Below are 12,534 nucleotides of genomic sequence, written 5' to 3'. Positions count from 1 at the left end.
CATGGCTTCTGCCGCGAACCGCCGCTCCCCCCGCATACTCGCCAGCCTCGATGTCATCGTGCAGACCGTCGACGGCGACGTGCCCTTCCAGACCCAGGACGCCTCCTACGAAGGCGTCTTCATCGTCTCCAGAGAGCCGCTCCCGCTGCGCAAGCTGATTCGCTTTCGCACGCGCCTTCCCACCACCGGCGAAGAGCTGCAGATGCTGGGGCTGGTCGCTCACACCGTCAGCGCCGGCGACGCTTACGAGAGCGGCAAAACCCCGGGCATGGGCATCCAACTCTTCAGCCTGGGCAAGGACACCGCCCAGCGTTGGCGCGACTTCATCGACGAGGCCTACGAGGCCAACCCCGAGGCCCGCGCCCAGGTCGAGCGCTCGCGCCGCCCGGCGGTGCGCGTGCGCATCCCCACGCCCTCGGTCCTGCAGAAGTTCCGCGAGGTGGACCTGGCCCGCGGCCAGCTCTTCTTGCGCACCCCCGATCTTCATCCGGCGGGCACCCGCGTCGACTGCCTGGTCTCCCACCCCACCAGCGGCCAGACGCTGACCATCGACGCCCGCGTCGATGAAGTCGTCGACGGCTCGATCCGCGAGCGCGGCCTGCGCCTCTCGCTGACCCTGCCGCACGACACCACCGATCTCGACCGCTTCTTCGCCGGCCAGAACACCTCCAACTGAACCATCTCCCCAAGCCTCCCAGAGCGCCCATGACCGCCGATAAGCCCCGCGACTTCCCCGCCCTCCCCGCCACCATCGAGCGCATCCACATCATCGGCATCTGCGGCACGGCCATGGGGAGTCTGGCGGCCATGCTCAAAGAGCGCGGCTTTGAAGTTCGCGGCTCCGACGCGATGGCCTACCCGCCCATGAGCACCTGGCTCGAAGAGCGCGGCATCGACATCATGCGCGGCTACGACAAGGCCAACCTCGACTGGAACCCCGACATCGTCATCGTCGGCAACGTCAGCCGCGCAACCTACGCCGACGCCGTGGCCACCCGCGAGCGCAACATCCCCTACCTGAGCTTGCCTGAGGCGCTGCGCCACTTCTTCTTCGAAGACCGCCGCCCCCTCGTCCTCACCGGCACCCATGGCAAAACCACCACCACCGGCATGCTCGCCTGGATCCTCACCGACCAGGGCCGCGATCCGGGCTTTATGGTCGGTGGCATCACCGGCAATTTTGGCTCGAACTACCGCCTGGGCAAAGGCGATTGCTTCGTGATCGAGGGCGACGAGTACGACACCGCCTACTTCGACAAAGTGCCCAAGTTCTGGCACTACGCCCCCTTCCGCGCCACGATCAACAACCTGGAATTTGACCACGCCGACATCTACGAGAGCGTCGAAGATATCGAGCATGTGTTTCGACGTTTCTGCGACCTGATCCCCACAAAAGGCTCCCTCTGGGTCAACGGCGACGATGCACGCGCGATGGCCGTCTCCGAACATCGCCAGGATATCCGAAAGACATTTGGCCTGGGCGAAGCCAACACGCTTCGCGCCACCGATCTTCGTTTTGAGAAGGGCCGCACCCGCGCCACGGTCTCGCTTGACGACCAGATGCTCGGCGAATTGGATCTCGCGACGTTGGGCGACTTCAACGTGCGCAACGCACTCGGCGCCACGGCCATCGCCATGGACGAAGGCTTAAGTTTTGAGCAAGTCGCCGACGCGATGCGGCGATTTAAGTCGGTGCGCCGCCGCCAGGAGCACATCGCGCATGTGGCCGGCATCGACATCTACGACGACTTCGCCCACCACCCCACCGCCGTCGGCGCCACCCTGAAGGCGATGCGCAGCCAGTTCCCCGACCGCCGCCTCTGGGCGATCTTCGAGGCCAAGAGCAACACCTCCCGTCGCCGCGTCTTCCAGGACGATTACCCCCCGGCCTTTGCCCTGGCCGACCGCGTGATCCTCTCGCGCCCCTGGAAAAAAGACGACGACCTGCCCGAAGAGATGCGCGTCGACATCTCGGACATCGCCGAGTCCATCCGCCAGCTGGGCCCCACCACCGAGTTGATTGAAGAGGTCGACGACATCGTGCGCCACGTCGCCGGCCAGGCCGAGCCCGGCGACCTCATCGTGGGCCTCTCCGGCGCAGCATTTGGCGGGCTTCACCACAAGCTCGCCAGTGCGCTCCGCGAGCGCTTTGAGCCTTAAACCCGCGCTCCCCTCTTAAAAAAGTCGTCAAAAACTTCGGCATGTACGCAAACACCGCCGCTCCCGCTCGATAACAGTCGCACACCCTCCATCACGGAGGGCCTGACTGAACTTCGACCGGGAGAGAGCCCATGCACCTCTTTGCGATGATAGCCCTTCTGAGCGCGGCGACCATCGAGCCGCACTGCCCCTCGACCTACACCTGGCCTGAGCCCGCAGCCTCACCACGTCTTGCGCAGCTCTTGCCCACGCTCACCCTGAGCGTGACCACGGCCTTTGAGGCCCGGCAACGCCTCGATGAGCAGGCCCGCGAGGCGATGGCCTCCCCGGGCCTCCTGGATGGCGCCAGCGCCCTGAACCAGGCCAATGAGCGCCGCCCCACCGCCTGGCTCTTAAGCGCCACCTGGCGCGGCCTCGGGCGTCACCCTGAGCTCGCCAACCAACCCACCTCCGACACTGCTGAAATCCTCCCGCAGCTCAACGCCTGCCTGCTCCTCCTGGAGCTCAACCGCCCCTCGGCCTACGCCCTGCTGGAGCCGGAGGCCGCCATCGACCGCTGGCTGGAAGTCCAGGCGCTGCGCGCCTTCATCACCGGCCACTCCCCACGCGGAGGTGCCCGATGACGCGCTCCACACTCCTTCTCTTCATCGCCATCACCACCCTCGTCATGACGCTGAGCACACCGGCCGCCCTCGCGCTGACCGGCGCTCAGATCGAAGAAGCCGCCGGCGCCTTCGACCACGAACCCACCGTCGCCGCCACCCACCGGGCCGCCCTGCAACACCTGGAGATGGGCGCCCCCGACCTCGACCACTGGACGCGCCGCGCCCGTCTCTCCGCCCTGCTCCCCCAGGTCCAGGGCCAGGTGGCCTGGCTCGATCAGCACGATCTGCAGAACCGCTTTCGCGAAAACATCGAGGCCGATGAGAGCGGCACCTACCAGCGCGACTACGCCCAGCACTACCTCTACGACGACACCCGTTCGCGCACCCTCTACTCGCTGCGCCTCTCGCTGGATTTAAGCCAGCTCGTCTACACACCCCAGGAGATGGTGATCCAGCGCGAGGTGCGCGCCCGCTGGAAACACCGCGACGACCTTTTGCGTACCGTCACCGAGACCTACTTCGCTCGCCGGCGCCATCAACTCCACGACATGCTGCTCGTGCCCGACTCCGACGAAGAGGCGCTGGCCCGCCACCTGGAGATCCAGGCGTTGACCGCGCGCCTCGACGCGCTGACCGGCGGCTGGTTCTCCAAGCAACTCCAACTCGCACAGGGAGGCAAGCGATGAAGAGCGCATGGATTCACGTGGATCGCCAACTTTCCCTCTTCGCCTCAGCCTCACGGGTGTGCATTGCGCTCCTCGCCATACTGTTCTCCGGCGCCGGCTGCGGACCCGCCACCGAGGCCGAATGCCGCACCTCCACCGACTGCCTTCCGGCACAATTCTGCCGCCTCTCGCGCTGCGTCTACATCATCGGCGACGACTCTGAGCAGAACGCCGACCACGTAGCCGACGCCGGCGCCGACTCCGATCACGACGCCACCGACCTCCCCGCCAACTCGCCACCCGGGAGCTCCGACACAGGCTCGGACACCGACGGCGACAACCCCGACGTCCCCGCCACTCCCCACCCCTGCCCCGACGCTCGCCAGGCCGCAGCCGGACTGCTCCTCATCAACGAGATCCTGCCCAACGTCCCCACCGGCCCCGAAGGTGACGCCAACGCCGACGGCACCCGCAGCGCCCACGACGATGAGTTCGTCGAGCTCGTCAACATCAGCCCACACACCCTCGATCTCCAGGGCGTAAGCGTCGCCAACGACACCCGCATCCGATTTACCTTCCCCCCACACTGCCTGGCCCCGGGCCATGGCGCGGTGATCTTTGCCGGAAGCTCCATCGGCGCCCCTCCCCCCGCCGGTGAGGGTTTTGAGGCCTGGCTTGCCGACTCCCGCTTTCAATTCGCCAACGACGGCGGCCGCGTCGCCCTCTTCAACGCGCAGGGCCAGCTCATCGACGAGGCCCTCTACACCAACGCCCCGCCCCGCTCGCTCAACCGCAGCCCGGAGCTCAGCGACGCGGGCTTCGCGCATCACACCGCGCTCTCTGAAAACGCGATCTTCAGCCCGGGAACCTGCGCCGACGGCCGCCCTCTGACCTCCGGTTGCACGGCAACAACCGACCTCCCCGACGACGAAAACGACGAAAACGACGAAGGCGACGGATCTTCAACAGATCCGTCGCCTCCAGATGACTCCCAACCCGACCCGAACGCTCCCGATGCAGAAGCCTCCGAGCCGGGCTGACTCAACGCTTAGAAACCATAACCGACGTTGAGGCCCACCAGGTGCGAGTTCAGCTGGTAATCACCATCCACACTCCCGTTACGAATCTCGCGGGTGGGCAAGTAGATGTACTGGTAGGCCACGTCGGCGCGGAAACCCGCAACCTCATAGCCCAGCCCCAGCGCCCCCACCGTGCGATTGTTGTCGGGAAGCGAAGGGCCCACCGTCGCATCGGGCACCGGCGTCATATCGTAGGCAAAACCGACGCGCGCTTTGAGCGCGTCGGTGATCGCAAACTGCGCCCCCAGGCGCACCGCCAGCGCATCATTCCAGTTCGCCTCCACCACCGTCGGCGGCTCACTCTCACCGGGCTCACCCTCCGGGCTCTGCTCATCGAAGTTGATCTCGATGCGATCGTAGGTCGACCAGGTCATGTAGTTCAGATCCAGCCCCACCCACAGCGCCTCGGTGGCCTGATAGCCCAGGCCCAGGTTCAGGGTGTGCGGCACCGTCAGCTCGGTGGTGATGCCCTGATCCACAAAGCGCTGCTCAAAGGGCGTGCCCTCGACCTCTTCGCCGAAGTGCGCGCGCCCCTCGTAGTTCAGGTTCACCGCGCTGCGGTAATTCAAGCCCATCGACCACTGGGAATTGAGCTTATAAAACGCCGCCGCCGTCGCTCCCACACCAAAGCCCTGGCCGCCGAGCAGAACCGGCACCTCCAGATCGTCGCGCAGAATCACGGTGCGCTCCTGCGTGATAGTCGAGTACATCGCCTGCACCCCCACCGCCAGACCCAGGTCAATGCCCGGCACCTTGTAGGCGAAGTTGGGGTTAACATTGATCGTCTGCAGCTGCTGGGCGCGGAAGTTCTCTCGCCCCACCCAATGATCCGGCCAGCGGATCGCCAGCCCCCAGGGAAGCGTCACCCCCAGGCCCACCGCGTACTGCTCCCCGAAGGGAAGCGTCAGGTTGACGTTGGGCGGCGGAAAGAGCGCCGGCTCGGTCTGCTCCTCAATGCCCTGCCCCTCATAACTCACCGAGGGCTTGATCAACGTGGGGCCCACATAGGCGCTGAACCCCTCGCTGAACACCATCGCCGCCGGGTTATAAAAGTTGGCGTTGGGCTCATCGGGGTTGGCCGTGGCCACCCCGCCCATGCCCGTGGCCGTACCGCTCTGGGCGGTGTTGGCAAAGCCGGCGGCCTGCGCCTCCGGCACACTCCAGAGCCCGCCGGCGCACATCACAAGCGCCGCCCCGAGCCCCATCCATGCATGCTCTCTATGCTGCATCTTCATCGTCGATTCTCCTGCGAAGCATCAAACTTCGACATCATCTCAATGTGGGTCTCAGGATCATTGCGCCAGACAGGCCGAGGCACTCAGCGAGGCCGGAAGTTCCGCCACACCGCTCATGCCACTGGCAAGCCAGGCCCCCATCTGCTCGCGCGCGCACTGACCGGCCTCAAAACCTTCGCTGGCCGGATTGAGCGTCGAGAGGAAGGAGTGAGGCGCGTCCTCAAAGGTCGTGTCGTCCAGGCTCACGCCCAACGCCCGCGCCAGCGCCTCGGTCGAGCGATTGACCACCGTGCGGTCACCCGAGGCCATCTGCAGCATCATCTGGCTGGCCGGAAGCAGCTCCACGCAACGATCCACGTCAGAGCTCACCGCCTCACAGGACCACCCTTCAGGGCATTCGCTGGACTCTTCGCAGAGATCGCCGGTCACCGGCCCGAAGGTATCGCTGCCCGCATCGTACATAAGGTTCTGACGCGGACGATCGGTGGTGAAAGGCGCAAACGCGAAGGGATCGATCACATCGGCCGTCCACTGCACCAGCGCCATCGTGCGGATAAACGCAAAGGTACCGGGCACCGCGCCCAGGTCGGCCAGCGCATCGAGAATCGGCCCACCGATCGTCGAGGGACCGGCCTCATCGCCCTCCAGAATCCAGGTCAGACGACCACCCGACGCGCTGATCACGGCGGTGTCCACCGAGGGCTCCAGCGTCACAAAGGGCACGCCCACAATCCCGCCCAGGCTCTGCCCCACAAATCCGATCGTACCGCTAAACAGCTCCTCGCCACTGTAAGGCGTATCGGCAAAGAGCGGCGTCAGACCGCTGCTCGCCCCATCGCCCACGATGATCCGCGAGAGCACGAAGAGGTCGATGGAGGCCTGCATGAAGTTGACCTTGCTCGCGATCAGATTGCTGGTGAGGAACCCGGCACCCGAGGTGGGGATCGCCTCTGCCGGATGCAGCGATGTGGCTGCCGTGGAGCGGCCGCCATGCAGCGGAAGATCGATCGCCACCGTCGCCTTGCAGCTCGGGAAGGCCGCAACCTCATTGGCCGTCATCAACGCCCCGCCCCAACGGTTTCCGCCCAGACCATGCTGGGAGATCACCACATCAAAGGGCGCCACACAGTCGCCGCCATCCTGCTGAGCGCGAGGCAACATCGCCGTTACCCCAACCCGCGTCGAGCCATCCTGCGGATCGGCCACATCACCCAGCGGGCTTGCCACCAACACCGAGTCGTACTCACCACCGCTGTAGATCGCCTCCAGATTCGACACGTCCACCATCGTTCCCGCCGAGGTGGGGTGCGCAAAGGTGTCCGCTGCCAGCTCTTCGAAATAGGGATCGTTGTTGCAGTTGGGCTCGCTGTCGCAGAAGCGCTCAGCCACCACCTCAGCGCGTGCGTCGAGCGCGGCCATCGCCTTTGCGCGGGTCTGCTGCAGAAGCAGCGCCGGATCTTCGGGAGTAAATGCCCAGGCCGTCGCGATCTCGTCGCGCTCATAACCTCCACCCGGCAACACAACCGCCAGCGTAAAGAGGCGACTGTACGCGTTGCGAGCTTCTTCCAGGGCGGCCGCCGTCGCATCATCGAGCAGATACACCTGGCTTTCCCCTTCCTCGTTCACAAGCGGGAAGGTGCTGCGCAGAAGCGCAAACACCGCCGTAGGCTGCACCGGCCGCCCGTTCGTTCCCAGCAGCGAGGTCGTCACAATCCCGGCGTGCTGAAGCCCCTCGCGGAAAGGCACCGTCGGCTCCACCACCATATGGCCCCACTCCGGCTCGTAGCTCACGCTGTACTCCTCCGGCGGAAGCACCCGCGGCGAGAAACCGGCGACCGAGGCCATGACCACGGAGTCCTCGTCGATGGTGCTCGCGTCGACCTCACCATCGACCGGAATCCAGCCGGGCGCGGTCGTCGAGAAACCACGACGCTGATTGAGCAGGTTGATGATCCCCTCGGTCAGCGGGTCGGCCCCCTCGGGCACCGGCAGGTTGATCTGGCCGGTCTCCGAGTCGACCAGGAACGCGCTGGGGAACGCGATCGAACCACTCGTCGGATCAAAGACCACAAAGGTGTCACTCCAGGTGCCCCAGCCCCAGACCGCGGCCATATCTTCGTAGGTCAACCCCAGCTCGTCCTCCAGATACGCCATCATCGGCGCGATCGAGGCCTGGATGCCCGCCATCCCCCGGGCCTGCTCGTCACTGAACGAGCCCACAAGCGAGCTGCCGCCCTCATCGACCACCGGGTAGGGCTGCATCCCCATAAACATCGCGACGTCGGGCAAAAGCCCCTGCCCATCCCCGCCAATGGCGCGGGTCGCAAACGCAAAATAGCGCTCCTTATCGCCCATCGGCTCCGCCGGCGTCAGCACCAGCGAATACCCCGGGCTGACCTCACCGGTGCACCGGTCGGTCTGCTCCTCAAGGTAAGTCACCGTCACATCTTCCACCCGCTCCAGGCTCCCATCATCGAGCCAGCGGTAGAGCTGCACATCATCCTCACCGATATCGGCCGGATCGATCGGCGCGCTCAAAGGAAGCGTGATCGGCGTGGCCGCCGGCCAGCCCGAAAGCCCCGCCAGGTAGCGATCCAGCACACCGTTGGCGCTGTTCTCGTCCACATAACATCCGGCCGAATCCGGGAAGGTCCCGTCCGGATCAAGCGCTGCGGTGTTGGGGAGCGGCACCTGGGCGGTGACCGGGTCAAAGAGCGCGCTCGGATCCGGACTCACCGTCCAGCGAAACGCCATCACCACCTGTTCACGCGCGATACCCTCGCCCTCGGCCGCCGCAAAGAGCGGCGCCAGAAGTTGGCGAAGCCCCTCGAGCGACGCGGCCTGTCCCGGGTTCTCCGGATCATCGAGCACATCGAGCGCAGGCTCACCGTTCTCATCGACCAGCGGCTCTTCCGAGGCCGCAAAGAAGATCGCCGGGGGCTCGCTCACCGACTCCCCGTTGGCGCCCTGAACATCACGGGTAACCACCACCGCGTAGTGCTCCCCGCGCACCACCGGCTCCGCCGGCGTCACACGCACCACCACCGGACCTTCGCCATCGCTGTCCAGAGCCTCAATCGACGCAACCTCAAGGGGCTCAAGATCGCCATCGAACCGGTAGAAGCGAATGTTCTCCTCGGTCAGCGTCTCCTCATTGAGCGCCCCGCTAAAAGGGATCTCAATCGGCGTGCTGGGAAGCCACCCGCTGAGCTGGGTGAGAAACGCACCGAACTGCCCGGCGGCCGTGGCATCGCCGGCGCCCTCAAGCGCCGGCAACCTCCCCTCCTGGAGCGCCGCATCGTTCGGAAGGGGAATCGTTGAGGTTGAGGGATCGAAGATCGCCTCCACCCGCTCTACAGGCGCATCGCGCTCGGGGATCTCCGGAGCACACGCCCACACCATCACCGTCGCCAGCACCGCTGGTACCGCTCGCCATCTCATGAAGCCTCCGCATCATCGGTTCGTTGGCGGCACCCCGCACATGCGAGACACCGCCACCTTCAGGCCTGCTCAATTGGAATCGTTGCGCGCCCATCATAGCGGGTTGCCCGGGCTTGGCAACCACGCCTAAACACCCGGTCAGCGTTTGCAATCGCCCCTCGGCGGGTGCTCACCTCCGATTCACAGCCCGCCACTTCGCGACGGCTGCTCGGCGCAAACCCCGCCCCGTGGACTAAGTCATCTTGAAGGGGTGAACCTTCGATGTTAGAACCGAGCGCCATGGCCACACGCCCTCCTGAAACGCTGCAAAAAGGGCGGCGGCCGAAGTCCACTGACGAATGATTATTTTCGGAGAAGTCCCCCCATGGCCCCGACGAGCTGCACCATCGGACCGGGCGTTGCCATTAATGGCCGCCTCTCCGGCGACGACGAAGTCGTCGTCTTCGGCACCATCGAAGGTAACGTCGCCCTCTCCAGCCGCCTCACCGTCGAAGAAGGCGGCAAGGTCGTCGCAGACATCGACGTCCAGTCCATCGCCATCCGTGGCGAGGTCAACGGCGAAGTCGTCGCCCACGACGTCATCGAACTTCTGGAAGGCTGCCTGGTCACCGGCAACCTGCGCGCCCCGCGCGTCATCATCCAGGAAGGCGCCCGCTTTAAGGGCAACATCGATATGGACGTCCAGATCGACGCCTGAACCCCTCTCCACCCTCTCTTTTTGCTGTAGGAGCACATCATGGCGGACACACTTATCGGCCCCAACATCACCATCGATGGCGAGATCTCCGGCGACGCCCCGGTCACCATTGAAGGCACCGTCAAAGGACGCATCGCGGTCAACGCGCTCGTCACCGTCGCCGAAAACGGCGTGGTCGAAGCCGACGTCGAAACCCCTCAGATCGCGGTCAGCGGCCAGGTCACCGGCAACATCGTCGCCACCGAGCGCGTCGAGATCGCCTCGATCGGCAAGATGGTCGGCGACATCAAAGCCCCCCGCATCCTGATCGCCGACGGCGCAGGCTTCAAAGGTCACATCGACATGGACGTGGACTAAGCTATGGCTGACCCGACCATCATTGGCGCCCAGACTCAGGTCTCCGGGCGCATCAGCGGCGACGCTGACCTCTCGGTCGAAGGCCGCGTCGATGGGACCATTGAGCTCAGCGAGACGCTGACCATCGCCGAAGGCGGCGTGGTCACCGGCACCGTGCGTGCTCGACAGGTCATCATCGAGGGCTTCGTCGACGGCGAGGTCAGCGCCGAGGAGCGCGTGGTGCTCAGCGCCACCGCGCGCGCTGTGGCCAACATCCTGGCTCCCCTTGTGGAGATGGCCGACGGCGCGCAACTTCGCGGCGAGCTCAACATCGGCGTCGACGCCGAAGCTCCCACTGCGGCGCGCACCCCGGCCCGCACCTCCCAGCCAACCCGCAGCGCGCCGGCAAGCACCGCCACCACCAGCGCCTCCTCGCGCAGCGCCGCGCCGGCCCGCACCGCTGCGGCTTCAACTCCGAGCTCAACCGCCACCCAGGCCGCCCCCTCCACCACGACCACCACCACGGTCGTCGTCGAAGAGGAGCCTGAGGCTGAGCCCGAGCCGGTCGCCGAAGTCGAAAGCAGCGCGGAAGTCTCCGAGGTCACCGAAGTCGAAGCCCTGGCCGACGCCGGGGTTGAGGCCGACGCCGACATCGATCCGGAGACCATCCAGGAGTTCGAGGAAGACTTCACCGTCAAAGAGCTCAAAGAACAACTTCGTGCCCTCGACCTGCCTGTCAGCGGCACAAAGTCCGAGCTCATCGAACGCCTGCTCCAGGCTCAAGCTCAGGCCGAGAGCTGAAAAACCTCTCAGCCCGCGCCGCGGAACTGCCATGAACGACGCCTCGCGCGCCACACTCGCCCGGCTCCTCACCACCCACTCGGTGAGGACCGGGCATTTCCGTCTGGCCAGCGGCCAGACAAGCTCGGTCTACGTCGATGTCAAAGCCACCTCGCTCACCGGCGAAGGCGGCTGGCTCATCGGCCAGGCCCTCTTCGAGGCCGCCCTCGCGCTTGAGCCCGCGCCGGCGGCCATCGGCGGGCTGACCCTGGGCGCAGATCCCCTGGTCACAGCCACCTCGATCGCCGCCCACCAGGCCGGCCACTGCCTCCACGCAATCATCGTGCGCAAAGCCCCCAAGGCCCACGGCACCGAGCGCTACCTGGAACATCCCCCCACCCTGGCCGCAGGCTCGTCTGTGGTCGCCGTCGACGACGTCGTCACAAGCGGCACCTCCACCCTCCAGGCCATTGAGGCCCTGCGCGCCGCAGGCTTCAAGGTCGAGCACGCGCTCACCGTCGTCGACCGCCAGGCCGGCGGTCGCCAGGCCCTGGCCGACATCGGCGTCACCCTCCACGCCCTCTTCACCATCGATGAGCTCACAGGACATTAAGCCTTGGAACGCAGCCACTACCTGACCGCCCCCGACGGAACCCAGATCTGGTACGGAACCGTCGGCCGCGGCCCCGCCCTTGTCCTCTGCGATGGCCTGGCCTGCGACGGCTTCATCTGGCCTTACGTCATCGACCGCTTCATCGACGACTTCACGATCGTGCGCTGGCATTACCGCGGCCACGGCGCAAGTTCGGTGCCCGAGCACCCCGAAAAGATCAGCCTCGACCAGATGTGCAACGACCTGGCCCTCGTCCTCGATGCCCTCGAGATCGACCAGGCCATCCTGGCCGGTCACTCCATGGGCGTGCAGGTGATCTTAAACTTCTGCGAGCAATACCAGGAGCGGGTGCGTGCGCTCATCCCCATCTGCGGAAGCTACAAACACCCCCTGGACACCTTCCACGGCTCCGATTTGATGCGCCGCGTGCTCCCCTACCTGCGCCGCGCTGTCGACTCCGCCCCCCAGGCCATCCAGCGCACCTGGGAGACCGTGCTTCCGCGCCAGATCTGGTACAAAGTTGCCGTGCAGGCCGCCGAGGTCAACGGACAGCTGCTGCGCCAGCAGGACTTTTTGCCCTACCTGGAACACGCCTCGCGCATGGATCTCAACTTCTTCCTCTCACTGCTCTCGGCCCTCTCCTTGCACTCGGCCGAAGAGCTCTTGAGCGAGATCACCATCCCCGCACTTGTGATCGCCGGCGAAAACGACACCTTCACCCCCATGTACCGCTCGGTGGAGATGAGCGAGATGCTCCCCAACAGCCAGCTCGTCGTCGTCCCCCAGGGCACCCACGTCGCCCCTCTGGAGATGCCGGACCTGGTCAATGAGGCCATGGAGAAGTTCCTCATCAAACACGATCTTCTCGCTGCCCCCTCAAACAAAACAAGCCCGACGCACACCGCGTCGAGCTCGTCCTGATC

12 protein-coding genes are annotated in these 12,534 nt (G+C 65.6%); 10 read left to right on the top strand and 2 right to left on the bottom strand.

The window, feature by feature from the left end:
- Nucleotide 1: 1 nt before the first annotated feature.
- The 5 genes from FRC98_RS02405 (at nucleotide 2) to FRC98_RS02385 (ending at nucleotide 4,470) form a co-directional block, all read left to right on the top strand.
- Entirely contained in the window at nucleotides 2-676 is a 675-nt protein-coding gene (locus FRC98_RS02405; protein ID WP_146979700.1) for a PilZ domain-containing protein, read from the top strand.
- 29 nt (nucleotides 677-705) lie between these two features.
- The gene (gene mpl / locus FRC98_RS02400) at nucleotides 706-2,160 is read left to right on the top strand and encodes a UDP-N-acetylmuramate:L-alanyl-gamma-D-glutamyl-meso-diaminopimelate ligase (RefSeq protein WP_146979699.1); all 1,455 of its coding nucleotides are present in this window, start codon (nucleotides 706-708) and stop codon (nucleotides 2,158-2,160) included.
- A gap of 131 nt (nucleotides 2,161-2,291) precedes the next feature.
- Nucleotides 2,292-2,783, top strand: a complete 492-nt coding sequence (locus tag FRC98_RS02395) for a hypothetical protein (protein WP_146979698.1) — start codon at nucleotides 2,292-2,294, stop codon at nucleotides 2,781-2,783.
- Complete coding sequence (locus FRC98_RS02390; RefSeq protein WP_146979697.1) at nucleotides 2,780-3,451, top strand: hypothetical protein; 672 nt, start codon at nucleotides 2,780-2,782, stop codon at nucleotides 3,449-3,451. The genes FRC98_RS02395 and FRC98_RS02390 overlap by 4 nt, the downstream gene beginning before the upstream one ends.
- On the top strand, nucleotides 3,448-4,470 hold the full coding sequence (locus FRC98_RS02385) for a lamin tail domain-containing protein (RefSeq protein ID WP_146979696.1): 1,023 nt from the start codon (nucleotides 3,448-3,450) through the stop codon (nucleotides 4,468-4,470). The genes FRC98_RS02390 and FRC98_RS02385 overlap by 4 nt, the downstream gene beginning before the upstream one ends.
- A gap of 8 nt (nucleotides 4,471-4,478) precedes the next feature.
- Here the strand turns inward: FRC98_RS02385 and FRC98_RS02380 are convergent, their stop codons facing one another.
- The gene (locus tag FRC98_RS02380; RefSeq protein WP_146979695.1) at nucleotides 4,479-5,744 is read right to left on the bottom strand and encodes an OmpP1/FadL family transporter; all 1,266 of its coding nucleotides are present in this window, start codon (nucleotides 5,742-5,744) and stop codon (nucleotides 4,479-4,481) included.
- 57 nt (nucleotides 5,745-5,801) lie between these two features.
- Nucleotides 5,802-9,185 carry a hypothetical protein gene (locus FRC98_RS02375; RefSeq protein ID WP_146979694.1) on the bottom strand — a complete coding sequence of 1,128 codons (3,384 nt, stop codon included), beginning with the start codon at nucleotides 9,183-9,185 and terminating at the stop codon, nucleotides 5,802-5,804.
- A 364-nt stretch (nucleotides 9,186-9,549) separates the two neighbouring features.
- On the opposite strand from FRC98_RS02375, the gene FRC98_RS02370 reads away from it, so the two are divergent.
- Genes FRC98_RS02370 through FRC98_RS02350 form a run of 5 tightly spaced genes read left to right on the top strand, consistent with a single transcriptional unit; the run spans nucleotide 9,550 to nucleotide 12,532 of the window.
- Entirely contained in the window at nucleotides 9,550-9,882 is a 333-nt protein-coding gene (locus tag FRC98_RS02370) for a bactofilin family protein (protein WP_146979693.1), read from the top strand.
- A gap of 39 nt (nucleotides 9,883-9,921) precedes the next feature.
- The gene (locus tag FRC98_RS02365; RefSeq protein WP_115603108.1) at nucleotides 9,922-10,239 is read left to right on the top strand and encodes a bactofilin family protein; all 318 of its coding nucleotides are present in this window, start codon (nucleotides 9,922-9,924) and stop codon (nucleotides 10,237-10,239) included.
- A 3-nt stretch (nucleotides 10,240-10,242) separates the two neighbouring features.
- Nucleotides 10,243-11,019 carry a polymer-forming cytoskeletal protein gene (locus FRC98_RS02360; RefSeq protein WP_146979951.1) on the top strand — a complete coding sequence of 259 codons (777 nt, stop codon included), beginning with the start codon at nucleotides 10,243-10,245 and terminating at the stop codon, nucleotides 11,017-11,019.
- A gap of 31 nt (nucleotides 11,020-11,050) precedes the next feature.
- Nucleotides 11,051-11,611 carry an orotate phosphoribosyltransferase gene (gene pyrE / locus FRC98_RS02355; protein ID WP_146979692.1) on the top strand — a complete coding sequence of 187 codons (561 nt, stop codon included), beginning with the start codon at nucleotides 11,051-11,053 and terminating at the stop codon, nucleotides 11,609-11,611.
- A 3-nt stretch (nucleotides 11,612-11,614) separates the two neighbouring features.
- Nucleotides 11,615-12,532: an alpha/beta fold hydrolase gene (locus FRC98_RS02350; protein WP_146979691.1), complete on the top strand. Its 918-nt coding sequence runs from the start codon at nucleotides 11,615-11,617 to the stop codon at nucleotides 12,530-12,532.
- The last annotated feature ends 2 nt before the right edge of the window (nucleotides 12,533-12,534 follow it).

This window comes from Lujinxingia vulgaris (assembly GCF_007997015.1).
GTDB classification, from domain to species: domain Bacteria; phylum Myxococcota_A; class Bradymonadia; order Bradymonadales; family Bradymonadaceae; genus Lujinxingia; species Lujinxingia vulgaris.
Note: the sequence above shows the minus strand (reverse complement) of the source record. Positions and strands in the feature narration are given on the sequence as shown.

Excerpts from the sequence above, each read along its gene's own strand:
- FRC98_RS02405 (WP_146979700.1), top strand. The coding sequence starts at position 2 with ATGGCTTCTGCCGCGAACCGCCGCTCCCCCCGCATACTCGCCAGCCTC.
- mpl (WP_146979699.1), top strand. The coding sequence starts at position 706 with ATGACCGCCGATAAGCCCCGCGACTTCCCCGCCCTCCCCGCCACCATC.
- FRC98_RS02395 (WP_146979698.1), top strand. The coding sequence starts at position 2,292 with ATGCACCTCTTTGCGATGATAGCCCTTCTGAGCGCGGCGACCATCGAG.
- FRC98_RS02390 (WP_146979697.1), top strand. The coding sequence starts at position 2,780 with ATGACGCGCTCCACACTCCTTCTCTTCATCGCCATCACCACCCTCGTC.
- FRC98_RS02385 (WP_146979696.1), top strand. The coding sequence starts at position 3,448 with ATGAAGAGCGCATGGATTCACGTGGATCGCCAACTTTCCCTCTTCGCC.
- FRC98_RS02380 (WP_146979695.1), bottom strand. The coding sequence starts at position 5,744 with ATGAAGATGCAGCATAGAGAGCATGCATGGATGGGGCTCGGGGCGGCG.
- FRC98_RS02375 (WP_146979694.1), bottom strand. The coding sequence starts at position 9,185 with ATGAGATGGCGAGCGGTACCAGCGGTGCTGGCGACGGTGATGGTGTGG.
- FRC98_RS02370 (WP_146979693.1), top strand. The coding sequence starts at position 9,550 with ATGGCCCCGACGAGCTGCACCATCGGACCGGGCGTTGCCATTAATGGC.
- FRC98_RS02365 (WP_115603108.1), top strand. The coding sequence starts at position 9,922 with ATGGCGGACACACTTATCGGCCCCAACATCACCATCGATGGCGAGATC.
- FRC98_RS02360 (WP_146979951.1), top strand. The coding sequence starts at position 10,243 with ATGGCTGACCCGACCATCATTGGCGCCCAGACTCAGGTCTCCGGGCGC.
- pyrE (WP_146979692.1), top strand. The coding sequence starts at position 11,051 with ATGAACGACGCCTCGCGCGCCACACTCGCCCGGCTCCTCACCACCCAC.